Genomic DNA, 18,055 nt, shown 5'->3' with positions numbered 1-18,055 from the left:
CGAAAATCCGCGCGCGTGGCTGACATGGGCGCGGCCTGTCGGGGCCGGCTCCTCCTGTCATCCCGCCGCGGGGACGCAGGGTCAAGGGGCGTGCGGGCCGGAACAATGTTTCGCGCGCGAAACGTTTTCAGACTTCGTTAACCAAACTGGCGACCATAGTAGAGGCCGACCACATGCTCGGCCTCGGCGAAGAACAGCCAGCGCTGCACCAGCACGCCCGCAAGGTGGCTCAGCACCGCGAGCGCGGCGAGCACGTGGCTGAAGGGCAAAAGCAGCAGCACGGCAGGCACGACGAAGGCAAGCACCAGCGCGATCGAACGCAGCTTGGTCGCGTGCCTGCGCGCGACGACGAACACCATCTCGCGCGTGAGGTAGCTGCCCCCCGTATGCGGCGGCTCGAAGCTGCGGACGGCGCCGCGCGCGCCAAGGCCCGTGGCCGTTCCGATGTCGGTGCCCGAGGCGGCGACGCGCCGGTCGGCGGCCCGCCACGCCAGGAACTGCCCGAGGCCGGTGAGCATCAGCAGACCCACCGCAGCCGTCACCTGCCCGGCCAGCAGCGTACCGCCGGTGACGGCATAGGCGAGAAACAGCGCCGGCACCGACCAATGGTGCCAGCGCGGCACGGTGCGAAGCTGGGCATAGATCATCGAGGTCGCACCGACTGTCGCGAGGCTCAGGAGCGCGCCCAGCCATCCCAGCAGGGCCACGCGGACGCCCCCGAGGACGAGCAACGCAGCGTAGAGCGCCATGCCCCCCAACGCCGCACAGGCGAGCCACGCCTCGCGGCTCAGCCAGCTCGTGCGCCATTGGGTGAAGGCCTTCAGCGCCCGCTCGGGATGGCCCAGATGGGCGGCCGAGGACATCAGCCCCCCGCCCGCCAGCGCAAAGGCGACGACGAAAAACACCAGCGCGGTCCAGCCGGTCACCGCAGGAAACCCCAGCCCCAGCGCGGCAAGCAGGCCAAAACCCAGGCCCGAGAGCGTGCTGAAGGCGATGAGCGAGGGGGCGGGATGCATCAGAGCTTCTCCAGCGCCCGGTCGAGCCAGCCGAGAAAGCCGCGCGGCTCTTCCGCCACGGGCTCCAGCAGCGGGGCGAGCACGTCGATCTGGTCGTCCTTCGGGCGGGGCGGCAGGTACTTGTTGACCGGTTTCGTGCCCTGCTCGGGCATCAGGTCCATGCCGCCGCGGGACTCGACAAGTTGCGACACGGCGCTCTCGGGATCGCCCAGGTCGCCGAAATGCCGCGCCCCGGCGGGGCAGGTGCGCACGCAGGCGGGCTCCCGGTCCTCCGGCGCCAGGTTCTCGTTGTAGATCCGGTCGACACAGAGAGTGCACTTCTTCATCACGCCCTCGGCCGGGTCCATCTCGCGCGCGCCGTAAGGGCAGGCCCAGGCGCAGAGCCCGCAGCCGATGCAATCGGCTTCGTTCACCAGCACGATGCCGTCCTCCCCGCGCTTGTAGCTTGCGCCCGTGGGGCAGACGGTGACGCAGGGCGCGTCGTCGCAATGCAGGCAGGACTTGGGAAAGTGCACCAGCTGCGCCGGGCCGCTTTCGGGCTGCACCTCGTAGGAATGCACGCGGTTGAGGAACGCGCCCACTGGGTCCGCGCCGTAAGCGTCGGCGTCCGCGAGCGGCGCGCCGTAGTTCTCGGTGTTCCAGCCCTTGCAGGCGACGACGCAGGCGTGACAGCCCACGCAGGTGTCGAGGTCGATCACCAGCCCGAGCTTGCGGTCGGTCCTCTCGGGAAGCTCGGTCATCGCGCCCCCTGTTTCCTCTTGCCCAAAATACTCAAGATCCCGCGGACCGCCACCGGCTGAGGTTCACCGAATGAGGCGCCTGCGGCGCCACGCGATCTCTTGCGCGCCCTGCGGGCGCGCGGTGCCTCCGGCGGGGATATTTCCGGACAGAAGAAGGAGCGGCGCGTCATTTGCCGACCTTCTGACGCACGGTCTTCGGTCCGCGTCCGACAGGGGAGGCCTGCGGGGTGGTCACCGGATAGGCTTCGTCCGGAGCCTTCACCTTCTCGATCTTCACGCGCAGGTCGAACCAGGCGGCCTGGCCCGTGACGGGGTCCGAGTTCGACCAGCGCAGGCCGTCGCCCTTGGGCGGCAGCAGCTCGTGGATCAGGTGGTTGAGGAGGAAGCCCCTGGTCGCCTCGGGGGCGTTCGGGTCCAGTGCCCAGGCGCCCTTGCGCTTGCCGATGGCGTTCCACGTCCAGACGGTGTTTTCGTTCAGCGCCGCCATGTGGGCGACCGGAACGACGATTTCACCGTGGGCCGAGGAAAGGCGGGCCCAGTCGCCGTCCGCGAAGCCGTGGGCCTCCCAGACCTTGGTCGGCACGAACAGCGGGTTGCGGCCGTGGATCTGGCGCAGCCAGGCGTTCTGCGACCCCCATGAATGGTACATCGCCATCGGGCGCTGGGTGAGCGCGTGGAGGGGATATTCAACCGGGTCGGCGTGGCCGTCCTCGAGCGGGGGATACCAGATCGGCAGCGGGTCGAGCGTGGCCTTGATGCGGGGGCGCAGGTGCTCGGGCGGCTGGCGGTGGGTCTTGCCCTCGGCGGCGAGCTGGAAGCGGCGCAAAGGCTCGGACCAGAGCGAGAAAAGGTAAGGCTGCGGGCGGTCGTAGAAGCCCTTTTCGACCGCCCAATCCTGATAGGCGGTGTTCCACGGCTTGTAGAACAGCGCCTCATCGGGGACGTGCTCCATCCAGAAGCCGCCGTTGCGGATGTACTCGTCGAGCTGGGCGTCGTTGGCATGGCCGCGGCCGTGGGTGTGGCCGCCTTCGCCGATGCGCCAGCCGGCGAGGGGGCCGACGCAGTTCCGGCGCTCGTGGTGGACGATGTAATCGGCGTAGTCGGCGTATGTCGGCGTGCCGTCCTCGTTCACGAACCCCGGCAGCCCGAGGCGGGCGCCGAGGTCGATGAGCACCGACTGAAAGCCGCGCACGTCGCGGTCGGGCTCGACCACGGGCCAGCGGATGGCGTCGGCCACGGCGTCGGCCTCGCATATGGGGCGGTCGAGGAGCGAGATGCAGTCGTGCCGTTCGAGGTAGGTCGTGTCGGGCAGGACAAGGTCGGCATAGGCGACCATTTCGGACGAATAGGCGTCGGAATAGATGATCCGGGGGATCACGTAGTCGCCATTCTCGTCCGTGTCGGTCAGCATCTTCATCACGCCGCCGGTGTTCATGGTCGAGTTCCAGGCCATGTTGGCCATGTACATGAACAGCGTGTCGATCCTGTACGGATCGCCCGCATGCGCGTTCGAGATGACCATGTGCATCAGGCCGTGCGCGCTCATCGGATTTTCCCACGAGAACGCCTTGTCGATGCGCTTCGGCTTCCCGCTCTCGTCCACCAGCAGGTCCTCGGGGCCGTGGACGAAGCCCAGGTGGGGCCCGTCGAGCGGCTGGCCCGGGATCACCCCGGCGTGTGGCTTGGGGTGCGCCGTGGCGGGCTTGGGGTAGGGCGGCTTGAAGCGGAAGCCGCCGGGGGTTTCGACGCTGCCCAGCAGGATTTGCAGCAGGTGCAGGGCGCGGCAGGTCTGGAAGCCATTGGAATGGGCCGAGATGCCGCGCATGGCATGGAAGCTGACCGGGCGGCCGGTCATCGTCTCGTGCCGCTCCCCCCGGAAGTCGGTCCAGGGCTGGTCGATCTCGATGGCCTGGTCGAAGGCGACGTGGGCAAGCTCGGCGGCGATGCGGCGGATCCCATCGGGGGAGAGGCCGACCTTGGGCCCCACGACCTCGGGCGCGTAGTCGCCGGCGAGGTAGCGTGCGGCGATGTGTTGGAAGACGCTGCGGTGGGTGACGCCGGCGCGGCGCAGCTTGCCGGCGAGATCGGGGCGCACGCCCTTTCCGTCATACGGCGCGGGGCGGCCGGTGCGCCGGTCGATCACCATCTCCTTGCCGTCCCCGGTCCGCATCAGCAGGCCGTGTTCGGGCGAGGCCGGATCCTCGTTGACCAGCACCGGGGCGTTGGTCCAGAGGGCGAGGTAGTCGAGGTCGATCTTCCCGGCCTTCAGCAGGCAATGCACGAGACCGAGGACGAACAGCCCGTCGGTGCCGGGCGTGATGCCGACCCACTCGTCGGCCACGGCGTTATAGCCGGTGCGGATCGGGTTGACGCCGATGACCTTCGCGCCGCGCTCTTTGAGGCGACCGAGACCCATCTTGAGCGGGTTGCTGTCGTGGTCCTCGGCCACGCCGAAGATCATGAAGAGCTTCGTGCGCTCCCAGTCGGGCTGGCCGAATTCCCAGAACGCGCCGCCCATGGTGTAGATGCCGGCGGCGGCCATGTTGACCGAGCAGAAGCCCCCGTGGGCGGCGTAGTTCGGCGTGCCGAAGGCCTGCGCCCACCAGCCGGTGAAGGATTGCGACTGGTCGCGGCCGGTGAAGAAGGCGAGCTTCTCGGGCGCCTCCGCGCGGATCGGCTTGAGCCAGGAGGTCGCGAGTTCCAGTGCCTCGTCCCAGCTGATCTGCTCGAACTCGCCCGAGCCGCGGGGGCCGGTGCGTTTTAGCGGCGCGCGCAGGCGGGCCGGCGAGAGGTGCTGCATGATTCCCGCGCTGCCCTTGGCGCAGAGCACGCCGCGGTTCACCGGGTGGTCCCGGTTGCCCTCGATATACGCGACCTTGCCGCCCTTGAGGTGCACGTCGATCCCGCACCGGCAGGCGCACATGTAGCAGGTGGTCTTGCGGACCTCGTCCGAGACCTTGGGCGACGTGTCGAGGGCGGGCTCGGTCCGGGTCATGGAGTCACGACGTGTATCATTCCTGTATCAATTACCAGATCGGGACCGGAACGCGACCCTATTTTCCGGGTCCCGGAATCACGTTGCCGCGTCTTGCCGGCCATGGTCTGCTGCGCCTCGTCTGAACGAGAGGAGACGCCATGACCCCCGATCGCGCGCCCTTCGGCATCCTGAGCGACGGCCGCACCGTGGACGTGCTGACCCTGAGGCGGGGTCCGCTGACGGCGCGGGTCCTGACGCTGGGCGCGATCCTGCAGGATCTTCGGCTCGACGGCCACGACCATGCGCTGACGCTGGGGTCGCCGGACCTGTCGGCCTACGAGGGGCCTCTGGCGTATTTCGGGGCGGTCGTCGGGCCGGTGGCCAACCGCATCGCCGGCGCGCAGGCCCGGGTTTGCGGCGAGGTGCGGCATTTCGAGGCGAACCAGGGGGGGCGGCACACGCTGCACTCGGGCAGTTCGGGCCTGCACGCGCAGGTGTGGGAGGTCGTGGACCAGGGCGCGGATTTCGCCGTGCTGGCCGTGGACCTGGCGGACGGGACCGGCGGCTTCCCGGGCAACCGGCGGGTGATGGCGACGTACCGCCTGACCGACACACCCGGGCTGTCGGTGCGGCTGGAGGCCGAGACGGATGCCGACACGCTCATGAACCTCGCGCATCACGGCTACTGGACCATGGACGGCGGCGCGACGTGGGAGGGGCAGCGGCTTCAGGTGCTGGCCCACCGCTATCTTCCGGTGGACGGCGAGCAGATTCCCAGGGGCGAGGTCGCGTCGGTCGAGGGAACGCCGTTCGACTTCCGCGAACCGCGCGAGGCGACCGAGGCCTCGGCGGGGCATCTCGACCACAACTATTGCCTGGCGGAGGCGCGGCGCGGGATGACGCCGGCCTTGCGACTGACCGGGCGCAACGGCCTGACGCTCGAGGTGGCGACGACCGAGCCGGGTTTGCAGGTTTTCGGCGCGGCGACGCTCCACGCCGAGGACTACGCCACGCATCACGGCACGGGCTACGGGCCGTTCGCGGCTTTCGCCATCGAGCCGCAGGTCTGGCCCGATGCACCGAACCACAACGACTTCCCGTCCGTCCTGCTGCGGCCGGGGGAGCGGTACGAGCAGGAGACGGAGTTCCGGTTCCTGCGGTAGGCGCGAGTGGCCGCGGTTCGCCGGGCGCCGCGTGAGCGGTTCTGCATCGGACGAAATGTGTCGGGCCGGACCCCCACCTCCCCAAGCTTGCGCCAGCCGCCCACGCCAAGGCCGCGACTCTCACCGCTTGCACGTCCGGGCCAGCGGCCCGGACAGCGCCCGGCCGCCCCCTCGGGCGGACCCTTCGCAGCCACCCGCGGCCGGGTGCTGTCCTCGGGCGGGTGCGTGCGGGTGCAACGGCGATTTCCGGCGCGCGGCCGCGCGAATTTCCGGCGGAGCGCTTCGCCGTCCGTTCTCTCTAGCGACATGCCGGGGCCATCCTCCGCCTCGCGCCGCAACGTCAGATCGGGGGTTGTCATCCCGGCGCGGCTGCCTAAACTCGCGCGCCATGAGCACGAAGGCCGATATCCGCCCGCGCAGCGCGCCCCGCGCCCTGCCCCTTCGCGCCCTCCTTCTCCTTAGCTGCCCTTGAGCGTGCCCGACCGGCGCGCCGCTCAGGGGTGGACCAGCGCCGGGAAACGCTAAGGACAAAGAGAGACCATCATGACCGACACGACTTCCCCCCGCACCGGCGCGCCCGACGACCGCGTGCTGATCTTCGACACCACCCTGCGCGACGGCGAGCAGTCGCCGGGCGCCACGATGACCCACGCCGAGAAGCTCGAGATCGCCGAGATGCTCGACGAGATGGGCGTGGACATCATCGAGGCCGGCTTCCCCATCGCCTCGGAAGGCGACTTCGAGGCCGTGAAGGCCATTGCCGAGCAGTCGAAGGACGCCACGATCTGCGGCTTGGCGCGCGCCAACCTCAAGGACATCGACCGCTGCTGGGAGGCGGTGAAGCACGCCAGGTCGCCGCGCATCCACACCTTCATCGGCACCTCGCCGCTGCACCGCGCCATCCCGAACCTGACGCAGGACGAGATGGCCGATCGCATCCACGAAACGGTCACCCACGCCCGCAACCTGTGCGACAACGTGCAGTGGTCGCCCATGGACGCGACGCGGACCGAGTGGGAGTACCTCAAGCGCGTGGTCGAGATCGCCATCAAGGCGGGCGCGACGACGATCAACATCCCCGACACGGTGGGCTACACCGCACCGGTCGAAAGCGCCGACCTGATCCGCCGGCTGATCGCCGAGGTCGAGGGCGGCGAGGACGTGGTCTTCGCCACGCACTGCCACAACGATCTGGGCATGGCGACGGCCAACTCGCTGGCCGCCGTCGCGGGCGGCGCGCGGCAGATCGAGTGCACGATCAACGGGCTGGGCGAGCGCGCCGGCAACACGGCGCTGGAAGAGGTCGTGATGGCACTGAAAGTGCGCCACGACATCATGCCGTGGTCGACACGCGTGGATTCCACCAAGATCATGAACATCTCGCGCCGGGTCGCGACGGTCTCGGGCTTCCCGGTTCAGTTCAACAAGGCGATCGTCGGCAAGAACGCCTTTGCCCACGAATCCGGCATCCACCAGGACGGGATGCTCAAGAACGCCGAGACGTTCGAGATCATGCGCCCCTCGGACGTGGGCCTGAAAGAGACGAACCTCGTCATGGGCAAGCATTCGGGCCGCGCGGCGCTGCGCTCGAAGCTGAAGGAGCTGGGGTTCGAACTGGCGGACAACCAGTTGAACGACGTCTTCGTCCGGTTCAAGGCGCTCGCCGACCGCAAGAAAGAAGTCTATGACGACGACCTCGAGGCGCTGATGCGCGACCAGTCGGCCGGCGAGGGCAATGAGCACCTGCAGGTCAAGTTCCTGCGCGTGATCTGCGGCACCGAGGCGCCGCAATCGGCCGACCTGACGCTGACGATCGACGGCGTGGACCACCAGACCACGGCGCAGGGCGACGGGCCCGTGGACGCGACGTTCAACGCCGTCAAGGCGTTGTTCCCGCACGAGGCGCGGCTGCAGCTCTACCAGGTGCACGCGGTGACCGAGGGCACGGACGCGCAGGCCACCGTCAGCGTGCGGATGGAGGAAAACGGGCGCGTCGTCACCGGGCAGTCGGCCGACACCGATACGGTCGTGGCCTCGGCCAAGGCGTATGTAACGGCTCTGAACCGCCTGATCGTGCGCCGCCGCACCGCCGGCGAGAACGCGGACGTGAAGGCGGTGAGCTACAAGGACGTGGGCTGAGGCGTCAGTCGGACGCGTCCTTGCCGGCGGCGAAGGCGCGTTCGCGACTGCTGGGGGTTTCGGAGGCGACGAACGGCACCTCGCACACCTCGGCCTCAACCGGCTGGCCCGAGATCTCGCGATAGATCTCGGGCAGTTCCACCTTCAGCCGCGTGCCGAGCGCAGTGTAGTCCCACGGCACGAAGCCCAGCGCGATGTTCGTCTCCAACTCCGGCGACCACCAGGGCGAGGTAACGAAGCCGATGCGGGCGTCGTGCTCGTTGCGGATCAGCCAGAAATCCGGCGCGTAGTCGGTGATCGGCTGGCCGCCCATCTTCATCCCGACAAGCTTCTGCGCGAACGGGTACGTCCCGCCCTCGATCTGCGCGCGCTGCGTCTCGAGCGCGGTCTTCCCGATATAGTCGCCCTGCTTCTTGCGCGGCACCTGCCAGGCGAGGTTGACCTGGAAGGGCGAGGTCTCGGCATCCATGTCCTGCCCCCACGAAAGGATCCCGGCGGCGATGCGGCGGTGGTGGCCGGGGGCGATGACGCGCAGGCCGTAGCGGGCGCCGTGACCGCGGATGGCGTACCAGACGGCCTCGGCGTGATAGGTGGCGTCGCGGACATAGACCTCGTATCCCTTCTCGCCGCTGAACCCCGTGCGGGAGACGAGGATGGAGCAGCCTTCGAGCTCGGCCTCCATCAGGCCGTAGTACGGGATGTCGCGCACGGCTTCGCCCAGCAGGTCCACCATCAGGTCCTCGGACAGCGGGCCCTGGATCTGGAGGGGCGAGACGTCGAGTTCCGCGATCTCGACATCCATGCGCAGGCCAACGTTCACGCCCTGAAGCCACAGCATCAGGTCGGAGTCGGACACGGAGAACCAGAACTCGTCCTCCGCCGGCCGCAGCAGCACAGGGTCGTTCAGGATGCCGCCGGCCTCGTTGCACAGGATGCAGTACTTGCCGTGCATCGGTTTGATCTTGGTGGCGTCGCGCGTGATGACGTAATCCACGAAGCGCTCCGCATCCGGCCCCTTCACGCGGATCTGCCGCTCGACCGCGACGTCCCACAGCGTCACGCCATTGACCAGCGCGCGGTACTCCGCCATCGCCCCGCCCTCCTCGGGCCTGGCGTAGCCGCGGGGGTGGTACATGCGGTTGTAGACCGTGGCACGCCAGCAGCCCGCCTCGACCGCCAGGTGCCAGAACGGCGACTTCCGCACGCGGGTCGAAATCAGCATCTGCACCGGCGTCGGGCCGGACTGGCGCAGGTTGAACGGCACGCGCCGGTCGGATTGGTCGATGACGGGCACGTTGGGGTGCAGGCGGTCGGGGGACGTGGGCATGGCGGCACCTTTCGGGTCTTGGCCGTGTGCCGATAGAAAACGTCTCCGCCCTGTCCCGCGTTCCGTTCAGCCCGCCGCCGACCGCTCCAGCTGCGGATAGCGCAGGCCCAGCGTGATGCCGCGCGCCACGAACGAGATCAGCAGCGACATCCACAGGCCGTGATTGCCGAAGACCGGCAGCAGGACCAGAAGCGCCACTGCATACACGGCCGCCGAGATCACCATCATGTTGCGCATGTCCTGCGTGCGGGTCGCACCGATGAACACGCCGTCGAGCATCCACGCGGCGAGGCCCAGGATCGGGGCGAGCACCATCCACGGCAGGAATTCGCGGGCGGCGTCGCGAACGGGCTGGGCCGTGGTCATGATGTCGATGATCGTGCCGCCGAAGGCCAGGAAGCACACCGCCAGCACCAGCGAGGCGAGCCCGCCCCAGGCCGAGGTGACGAGCGCCCCGCGCCGCACCCGGTCAGGACGGTGGCGGCCGAAGGCCTGCCCGACGATAGTCTCGGCGGCAAAGGCGAAGCCGTCGAGCGCGAAGGCCGTGACGTGCAGGAACTGCAGAAGGATCTGGTTCGCGGCGAGCGGCACGTCGCCGAAGTCGGAGCCGTAGAACAGGAACGACACGAAAATCGCCTCGAGCAGCACCGACCGGATCAGGATGTCGCGGTTCACGGCGGCCATGCGCGTTAGGCGCACCCGGTCGAAGACCCGCGGCCAGTCGCGCCAGTGCGGCCCGGCGAAGGCGTCGCGGCAAAACCACAGGCCCAGCGCGAGGCCCGACCACTCGGCCAGGAAGGTCGCCAACGCCACGCCCTGCACGCCCCAGCCGAGGCCGAGGACAAAGACCAGGTCGAGCACGATATTGAAGCCGTTCATCCAGACCTGCACAGCGAGCACGGCGCGCGTGCGCTCGGCGGCGATCAGCCAGCCGGTGATGCCGTAGATCGAGATCGCGGCGGGCGCGGACCAGACGCGGATCGCCATGTAGTCGCGGGCCAGCGCCTCGACCTCGGCCGAGGCGGGCGAGACCTGGAAGGCGCCCCAGAACAGCGGCAATTGCAGCAGGATGATCGCCGCCCCCGCCGACAGCCCGATCATCAGAGCGCGGGACAGAAGCGCGTCGGCCTCGGGCCGGTCGCCCGCCCCCAGCGCCTGGCTGGTCAGGCCGACCGTGCCCATGCGCAGGAAACCGAAGATCCAGTAGATCGCGGTCAGGATGATCGCGCCGATGCCCACCGCGCCGATGGGCGCGGCCTCGCCCAGTTGTCCCACGACGCCGGTGTCCACCGCGCCCAGGATCGGCACGGTGGCATTTGAAACCACGATGGGAAGCGCGATGGCGAGGACACGCCGGTGGGTGATCGGCCTCGGCTCGGATGCCGGCGCGGCGGCGTCAGCCATCCCGCTGCGGCATGAGGAAGTGGCCCGTGGCCTGCGCGAACAGGCGCGAGCGGTTGTCCTGCCACGCCTCGACATGGACGCTGGCATAGCGGCGGCCCAAGCGGTTGACGCGGGCGCGGGCATAAGCGTCGCGCGGCAGGCCCGAGCGCAGGTAGTCCACCGTGAAGTCGATCGTCTTGGGCAGACGCAGCGCGCCGGCGGTCAGGTCCTCGGGCTCCAGCTTCTTGGCCTCGACCTCGTCCCAGATCATCGACCAGCCAAGCTCGACGATGGCCGTGACTTCCAGGAACGCCGCCGTGACGCCGCCGTGGATGGCGGGCAGAAGCGGGTTGCCGATGAGCTTCTCGTCGTAGGACAGGATCGCCGTGAGCTCGTCGCCGCGGCGGTCGAAGCTGATGCCGAGCCACTGGACGTACGGCACGCCCTCGACCATGGCCTTGAGCGCGGCGTCGCGGCGCTGCTTGACCACCTGTACCGGTTCGGGCTGCGGGCGCGGCATCAGGTGGCTCCCCCGTTCGTCTCGATCGTGAAGGCGCCGGTGGCGGTGGCGACCGGGCGCTCGGCATCGTCGTCGTGCGCCACGGCGCGGACGAAGGCGACGCTGCGGGTGCGGTGATAACATTCGGCCCGCGCGCGCAAGCTCTGCCCCGGTGTGGCGGCGCGCATGTAGTCGATGCGCAGGTCGATGGTCGCGGTCGCCGCCGGGATCGAGGGATGGGACATCACCGCCGCGCCGCAGCAGGTGTCCATCAGGGTCGAGACGGCGCCCCCATGGATCACGCCGGTGCTCGGATCGCCCACCAGGTGGTCGGCATAGGGCATGACGATCTCGGCCAGGCCCTCGCCCAGCTCGGTCAGGTCCATGCCCAGCGCGCGGGCATGGGGGATCGCCTCGATGAATTGCCGTGCGAGCGTTGCCTTGCGGTCTTCCATGCACCCTCCGAAGAGACTTTTCGCGGTTGTGCGACCTCTCCCGCGTCGCGGCAAGCCCTAACTTGGCGCCCGCTCCGCCGTGGCACGATGCGCTGGAGGAACAGGCCGGCCGCGCTAGCATTTGGTCAACGCAGACAGCAGAACGGGGACCGTCATGAAACTCGCCGTCATCGGCGCCAGCGGCACGACCGGACAGCAGATCGTCAACCAGGCGGTGGCGGCGGGTCACGACGTGCGCGCCATCGACCGCGACGACTGCAAGGACGCGGCGTTTCCGAACATGGTGGACCGGCGCCAGGGCGACGTGCTCGAGGGCGACCTGGCGCCGCTACTCGAAGGTCGCGAGGCGGTGCTTTCTGGGCTGGGCGTGCCGCTCGCCCCGAAGACGGCGGCCTCGCCTCCGCCTTTGTATAGCGAAGGAACACGCAACATCGTCGACGCCATGCGCCGCGCCGGCGTGCGGCGACTGGTGGTGATCTCGGCCACCTTCGTGGCGACGCGCGACCGCGGGCCCCTCTGGTTCCGCGCGGCGGCGCACCTGGCGCTCGACCGCATCTTCGACCAGATGGCCGAGATGGAAGAGATACTGCGCGGCACCGACGACATCGACTGGACGGCGGTGCGACCGGGCTGGCTGCTGGACGGGGCGCTGACCCGCGACTACGTGGTTCGGCCCGACGCGATCCCCGACGACCTGATCCGCACGCGGCACGCCGACCTCGCACATTTCATGCTGCATTGCGCCGAAAGCGACGACTGGGTTCGGCAGACGCCCGCCGTCGCGCGGGCCGAGGAACCTGCGGTGAGCGGACCGCAGGCCGTGCTTCAGGAACTTGCCGGTTGAGGCGATTGCACCCGCCGCGCGATGGCCATAGGTTCCCCCGCAGGAGAACGACATGTCCGAGACCCGCCTCAGCTTCAAAGAGATGTGCGCCAAGTTTGACGTGACGCCGCGGACGCTGCGGTATTACGAGTACATCGAACTGCTCGGCCCCGAACGCGAGGGCCGGTCGCGGTTCTACACTTCGCGCGACGTGGCGCGCATGAAGCTGATCCTGCGCGGCCGCCGCTTCGGCTTCAGCCTTGAGGAAATTCGCCAGTGGCTGCTGCTTTACGATAAGCAGGGCACGCAAGCGCAGATGGAAGAGTGGGTGAAGCTGGCCGACCGCCAGCTCGCCGCCCTGACAGAGCAGCGCGAACAGCTCGGCCACACCATCGAGGAACTGCGCGAGTTGCGCGACGAGGCCGCCCAGTTCCTCGACTGATCCCCTCGCCCGCCACCACCGGCACAGCCCGAAGACCCGCACCTTTGCACCGGCGCGGCTGACCGCTCCGCCTCGGCCAGCCTCGTGTCGCTCACGCGGACGGCCGAGGCGGACGCGGAATTATGACGGTGCGTCACGGCCCCGCGAGCGGCCGTCATCAAGAGTGAGCCGGAACCGCCTGAAGCCCCTTGTTTTCTTGCGCCGACGCCGCGTCACTTTTCGGAAGATTTCGGCGCCCCGCCAGTGACGTTACGTATCAATTACGTCAACCTGATCCGTTCTTGTAAGCTGGCGTCGAACGCAGCAAATCGGGCTCCGCAAGAACAATGACCCTTGGGAGCACACTCTTGAGCAACGACCTGATGACCATTCGTCAGATGTGCGACGAATTCAGCGTCACCCCCCGTACGCTGCGCTTTTACGAGGCGAAGGAACTGCTGTTCCCGCGCCGCGAGGGCCAGAAGCGGCTGTTTACCAAGCGCGACCGCGCGCGCCTCAAGCTGATCCTGCGCGGCAAGCGCTTCGGGTTCAGCCTTGAGGAGATCCGGCAGCTTCTGGACCTCTACGACATCGGCGACAGCCAGGCCACGCAACTGGCCCGGACCTACGACGTCGCCAAGGACCGCCTCGCCGCGCTCGTGAAAGAGCGGGACGAGCTGAACGAAGCCATCGGCGAGCTGGAGGAACAGCTGCGCTGGGGCGAACAGATGCTGGCCTCGCTGCAACAGCCGAAGGCCGCCGAATAACGGAGAGGACCTCATGCCGACCTATACCGCCCCCGTGAAGGACATGCAGTTCGTGCTGCACGACGTTCTGAAGGTCTCCGAGTCCGGAATTCCCGGCTACGAGGAGCTTGACCGCGATTTCACCAACGCGGTCATCGAGGAAGCGGGCAAGCTGTCGGCCGAGGTCCTCGCCCCGCTGAACCCGGTGGGCGACGCCCAGGGCTGCGTGCTCGAGAACGGTGTCGTCCGCACACCCCAGGGTTTCGGCGACGCCTTCGAGAAGGTGAAGGAAGGCGGCTGGAACGGGCTCGACCTGCCCGAGGAATACGGCGGGCAGAACATGCCCTACGTGCTGGCCACTGCCGTGGGGGAGACGATGGTCTCGGCCAACATGGCGTTCAACATGTATCAGGGCCTGACCCACGGCGCGATCTCGGCGATCCTCGCCCACGGGTCCGATGAACAGAAGCAGACCTATCTGCCCAAGATGGTCAGCCTCGACTGGACCGGCACCATGAACCTGACCGAGCCGCATTGCGGCACGGATCTCGGCATCATGCGCACCAAGGCCGAGCCGCAGGACGACGGTTCCTACGCCATCACGGGGCAGAAGATCTTCATCTCGGCCGGCGAACACGACATGGCCGAGAACATCGTCCACCTGGTGCTGGCCAAGGCCCCCGGCGGCGGCGCGGGCACCAAGGGCATATCGCTCTTCATCGTGCCGAAGTTCCTGGTGAACGAGGACGGCAGCCTCGGCGCGCGCAACGGCGTGTCCTGCGGCAAGATCGAAGAGAAGATGGGCATCCACGGCAACGCCACCTGCGTGATGAACTACGACGGGGCGACCGGCTACCTCATCGGCGAGCTGCACAAGGGCATGCGCGCCATGTTCACCATGATGAACGAGGCGCGGATCGGCGTGGGACTGCAGGGCTATGCCCAGGCCGAGGCCGCGTACCAGAACGCCGTCGCCTACGCCAACGACCGCCTGCAGGGCCGCGACGTGACCGGCGCGAAGAACCCCGAGGGCGCCGCCGACCCGATCATCGTGCACCCCGACGTGCGCCGGAACCTGATGGACCAGAAGTCCTTCGTCGAGGGCGCACGCGCCTTCACCTTCTGGGGTGCGCAACTGATCGACCAGGCGCACCGCTCGGAAGACAAGGACGCCGAGGGCCTGGTGTCGCTGATGACGCCCGTCATCAAGGGCTTCCTGACCGACAAGGGCTTCGACATGGCCGTGCAGGCCCAGCAGGTCTATGGCGGGCACGGGTATATCGAGGAATGGGGCATGTCGCAGTTCGCCCGCGACGCCCGCATCGCCATGATCTACGAGGGCGCGAACGGCATCCAGGCGCTCGACCTCGTGGGCCGCAAGCTCGCCGCGGATGGCGGCAAGCACGTGATGGCGTTCTTCGACCTGGTGAAATCTTTCATCAAGGAGAACGAGGGCGAAGAGGCGCTGAAGGCCGACTTCCTCGACCCGCTCAAGGCGGCGTCGAAGGACCTGCAGGCGGCGGGCATGTACTTCATGGAAAAGGGCATGAGGAACCCCAACGATGCGCTGTCGGGCTCGTACGACTTTATGCACCTGTTCGGCCATGTCTGCCTCGGCCTGATGTGGGCGCGCATGGGCAAGGTCGCGCAGGCGAAGCTCGACGCCGGCGAAGGCGATGCCGAGTTCCACCGCACCAAGATCGCCACCGGGCGCTACTACATGAAGCGCCAGCTTCCCGCGACGGCCACGCACCTCGCCCGCATCCAGTCGGGCGGCGACACGGTGATGGCGCTGGAGGCCGCGAACTTCTGATCGACGCATCCGAGGGGAGGAGAGATGCCGAAACGCTTCCGACTGACCCGGCGCTTCGCCGCCGCGATGACCGAGGACGGCTACCGCCGTCTTCGCAAGTTCGCGGCGGAGGCCGGGCTCGACGAGGGCGAGGCGCTCTCCTTCCTCTTCGAGAACTTCGACAGCGTCACCAACCACGAGAACCTCACCGCGCGCCTGCGGCTCTTCAACGCCGAGTTGGAGGCGCGGAAGCGGTGAGCGTGGTCCGGGCCCATCCGTTCGGCCGCCTTCGGCGAGAGTATTTGGGGCAAGAGGAAACTCCGGGTGCGCTCCGCCGCCACCTGCGAGCTAACGCCTGCCCTTCTCGGGCCGGCGACGGAGCGGCTTCCCCTTGCGCAGTCATCGGCTCTCCAGCCTGTACTGCACCTCATGCGATGACAGCTTTAGATTAACCGGCCGTTACGACATGCTGCTTCCTCTTGCTGAAAATACTCTCCGGGGGTGCGGGGGTGGAAAACCCCCGCTCAGACGCCAGACAGAAGGACCGCACGCATGACGATCAAGCTCTACTGCTTCGGCGAAAGCGGCAACGCCTACAAGGCGGCGCTGCCTCTCGAACTCTCCGGCCTCGACTGGGAGCCCGTCTTCGTCGATTTCTTCCACGGCGAGACGCGTACCGAGGCGTTCCGTCAAATCAACCCGATGGGCGAGGTGCCGGTGATGATCGACGGCGACCTGACGCTCACGCAGTCGGGCGTGATGCAGATGCACATCACCGAGAAGACCGGAAGGTTCGGCGGCCGCGACGCCGACGAGGTGCGCCAAGTGTTGCGCTGGATGTTCTGGGACAACCACAAGCTCAGCTCGCTGGCAGGGCCGGCGCGCTTCATGGCCAACTTCCTGCCCGAGGAGAAGCGTCCGCAGGAGGCTGTCGGCTGGCTTCAGGGGCGGCTGAACTCGGCCTACAAGGTGCTGGACGCGCATCTGGAGGGCCGCGACTGGATCGTCGGCGACGGCCCCACCAACGCCGATTTCTGCTGCTGCGGCTACCTCTATTACCCCGAGCCATTCGGCTTCGACCGCGCCGAGTGGCCCAATATCGACCGCTGGCTGGACGGCCTCGCCGCCCTGCCCGGCTGGAAACACCCATACGATCTGATGCCCGGCCACCCGTCGGACCGGGCCTGAAGGAGGCACCATGACCGAAGCCTATATCTACGACGCCGTCCGTTCGCCGCGCGGCAAGGGCCGCAAGGACGGATCGCTGCACGAGCTCACCAGCGTCCGGCTCTCGGCGCAGGTGCTCAACGCGCTGAAGGACCGCAACAACCTCGAGGGCCACGCCGTCGAGGACGTGATCTGGGGCAACGTCACGCAGGTCGGCGAACAGGGAGGCTGCCTGGCGCGGACGGCCGTGCTGGCCTCGGACCTCGACCAGTCGATCCCCGGCGTCGCGATCAACCGCTTCTGCGCCTCGGGCATGGAGGCCGTGAACATGGCCGCCAACCAAGTGCGCGGCGGCGCGGGCGACGCCTATATCGCCGGCGGGGTCGAGATGATGGGCCGCGTGCCCATGGGCTCGGACGGCGCGGCCATCGCCGTGGACCCGTCGGTGGCGATGGAGACCTACTTCGTGCCGCAGGGCATCTCGGCAGACATCATCGCGACCGAGTACGGCTTCACCCGCGACCAGGCCGACGCGCTGGCGGTGGAAAGCCAGAAGCGCGCTGCGAAGGCCTGGGAGGAGAACCGCTTCGCCCGCTCCATCGTCGAGATCAAGGATCAGAACGGCCTGCCGATCCTCGCCCATGACGAGTACATGCGCCCGCAGACCGACATGCAGGCGCTCGGCGCCCTGAACCCGTCGTTCAAGGACATGGGCGAGGTGATGCCCGGCTTCGACAAGGTCGCGCTGATGCGCTACCCGCATCTCGAGCGGATCGAGCACATCCACCACGCCGGCAACTCGTCGGGCATCGTCGACGGCGCGGCGGCCGTGCTGATCGGCTCGAAGGAGTTCGGCGAGCGCACCGGCCTCAAGCCCCGCGCGCGCATCCGTGCCACCGCCAAGATCGGCACCGATCCCACGATCATGCTGACCGGCCCCGTCCCGGTGACCGAGAAGCTGCTGCACGACAGCGGCATGCAGATCGGCGACTTCGACCTCTTCGAGGTGAACGAAGCCTTCGCCAGCGTCGTGCTGCGCTTCATGCAGCGTTTCGACGTCGAGCACGACCGGCTGAACGTCAACGGCGGCGCCATCGCCATGGGCCATCCCCTGGGCGCGACCGGCGCGATCATCATCGGCACGCTGCTCGACGAGCTCGAGCGCCAGGACAAGGAGGTGGGGCTCGCCACCCTGTGCATCGCAAGCGGCATGGGCGCGGCCACCGTGATCGAGCGCGTCTGACGCGGCATGACGCTCGACGTGATCCAGCGTGAGATGCTTGCCGTTGCACATCGCGGGCCGCGCGTGTCTAGTGACGCGACGAGCGGCCCGCGGCGCCGACTCGCGCCCGCGACCCGGGTGCGGACGCGGCGGGCAGAGATCATCGGACGCGTCCGGGAGGTCCA

16 protein-coding genes are annotated in these 18,055 nt (G+C 68.3%); 9 read left to right on the top strand and 7 right to left on the bottom strand.

The features are described from left to right. Positions 1–137: 137 nt before the first annotated feature. The 3 genes from BM162_RS05380 to BM162_RS05370 form a co-directional block, all read right to left on the bottom strand. Positions 138–1,016: a dimethyl sulfoxide reductase anchor subunit family protein gene (locus BM162_RS05380; RefSeq protein WP_093418789.1), complete on the bottom strand. Its 879-nt coding sequence runs from the start codon at positions 1,014–1,016 to the stop codon at positions 138–140. Next, positions 1,016–1,756 carry a 4Fe-4S dicluster domain-containing protein gene (locus BM162_RS05375; protein WP_093418787.1) on the bottom strand — a complete coding sequence of 247 codons (741 nt, stop codon included), beginning with the start codon at positions 1,754–1,756 and terminating at the stop codon, positions 1,016–1,018. The genes BM162_RS05380 and BM162_RS05375 overlap by 1 nt, the downstream gene beginning before the upstream one ends. A gap of 166 nt (positions 1,757–1,922) precedes the next feature. Further along, complete coding sequence (locus BM162_RS05370) at positions 1,923–4,751, bottom strand: molybdopterin oxidoreductase family protein (protein ID WP_093418784.1); 2,829 nt, start codon at positions 4,749–4,751, stop codon at positions 1,923–1,925. A gap of 140 nt (positions 4,752–4,891) precedes the next feature. Between BM162_RS05370 and BM162_RS05365 the strand changes: the two genes are divergently transcribed. Beyond that, positions 4,892–5,896: an aldose epimerase family protein gene (locus tag BM162_RS05365; protein ID WP_093418782.1), complete on the top strand. Its 1,005-nt coding sequence runs from the start codon at positions 4,892–4,894 to the stop codon at positions 5,894–5,896. 543 nt (positions 5,897–6,439) lie between these two features. After that, on the top strand, positions 6,440–8,035 hold the full coding sequence (locus tag BM162_RS05360) for a 2-isopropylmalate synthase (protein ID WP_093418779.1): 1,596 nt from the start codon (positions 6,440–6,442) through the stop codon (positions 8,033–8,035). Between the two features lie 4 nt (positions 8,036–8,039). Here BM162_RS05360 and BM162_RS05355 read toward each other — a convergent pair whose 3' ends face one another. The 4 genes from BM162_RS05355 to BM162_RS05340 all read right to left on the bottom strand — a co-directional run bounded on the left by BM162_RS05355 (position 8,040) and on the right by BM162_RS05340 (position 11,699). Next, entirely contained in the window at positions 8,040–9,362 is a 1,323-nt protein-coding gene (locus tag BM162_RS05355; RefSeq protein ID WP_245759179.1) for a glycine cleavage T C-terminal barrel domain-containing protein, read from the bottom strand. A 66-nt stretch (positions 9,363–9,428) separates the two neighbouring features. Beyond that, positions 9,429–10,766, bottom strand: coding sequence for an MATE family efflux transporter (locus BM162_RS05350; RefSeq protein WP_093418776.1), 1,338 nt, complete (start codon positions 10,764–10,766; stop codon positions 9,429–9,431). Next, positions 10,759–11,265 carry a PaaI family thioesterase gene (locus tag BM162_RS05345; protein WP_093418774.1) on the bottom strand — a complete coding sequence of 169 codons (507 nt, stop codon included), beginning with the start codon at positions 11,263–11,265 and terminating at the stop codon, positions 10,759–10,761. Before BM162_RS05345 ends, BM162_RS05350 begins: the two co-directional genes overlap by 8 nt. Next, entirely contained in the window at positions 11,265–11,699 is a 435-nt protein-coding gene (locus tag BM162_RS05340) for a PaaI family thioesterase (RefSeq protein ID WP_093418771.1), read from the bottom strand. The genes BM162_RS05345 and BM162_RS05340 overlap by 1 nt, the downstream gene beginning before the upstream one ends. 154 nt (positions 11,700–11,853) lie before the next feature. Between BM162_RS05340 and BM162_RS05335 the strand changes: the two genes are divergently transcribed. The 7 genes from BM162_RS05335 (at position 11,854) to BM162_RS05305 (ending at position 17,891) form a co-directional block, all read left to right on the top strand. Continuing rightward, complete coding sequence (locus BM162_RS05335; RefSeq protein ID WP_093418769.1) at positions 11,854–12,543, top strand: SDR family oxidoreductase; 690 nt, start codon at positions 11,854–11,856, stop codon at positions 12,541–12,543. Positions 12,544–12,595: 52 nt separating this feature from the next. Beyond that, the gene (locus tag BM162_RS05330; protein WP_093418766.1) at positions 12,596–12,964 is read left to right on the top strand and encodes a MerR family transcriptional regulator; all 369 of its coding nucleotides are present in this window, start codon (positions 12,596–12,598) and stop codon (positions 12,962–12,964) included. A 347-nt stretch (positions 12,965–13,311) separates the two neighbouring features. Next, on the top strand, positions 13,312–13,710 hold the full coding sequence (locus BM162_RS05325) for a MerR family transcriptional regulator (protein ID WP_093419445.1): 399 nt from the start codon (positions 13,312–13,314) through the stop codon (positions 13,708–13,710). 13 nt (positions 13,711–13,723) lie between these two features. Further along, positions 13,724–15,502 carry an acyl-CoA dehydrogenase C-terminal domain-containing protein gene (locus tag BM162_RS05320; protein WP_093418764.1) on the top strand — a complete coding sequence of 593 codons (1,779 nt, stop codon included), beginning with the start codon at positions 13,724–13,726 and terminating at the stop codon, positions 15,500–15,502. 24 nt (positions 15,503–15,526) lie between these two features. Next, the gene (locus BM162_RS05315; protein WP_093418761.1) at positions 15,527–15,739 is read left to right on the top strand and encodes a hypothetical protein; all 213 of its coding nucleotides are present in this window, start codon (positions 15,527–15,529) and stop codon (positions 15,737–15,739) included. Positions 15,740–16,033: 294 nt separating this feature from the next. Continuing rightward, positions 16,034–16,669, top strand: coding sequence for a glutathione S-transferase family protein (locus BM162_RS05310; RefSeq protein WP_093418758.1), 636 nt, complete (start codon positions 16,034–16,036; stop codon positions 16,667–16,669). A gap of 10 nt (positions 16,670–16,679) precedes the next feature. Beyond that, on the top strand, positions 16,680–17,891 hold the full coding sequence (locus BM162_RS05305; protein ID WP_093418756.1) for an acetyl-CoA C-acetyltransferase: 1,212 nt from the start codon (positions 16,680–16,682) through the stop codon (positions 17,889–17,891). Positions 17,892–18,055 lie beyond the last annotated feature (164 nt).

The organism is Tranquillimonas alkanivorans, assembly GCF_900115595.1.
Taxonomy (GTDB): domain Bacteria; phylum Pseudomonadota; class Alphaproteobacteria; order Rhodobacterales; family Rhodobacteraceae; genus Tranquillimonas; species Tranquillimonas alkanivorans.
This window is presented reverse-complemented; position numbering and strand designations above follow the sequence as displayed.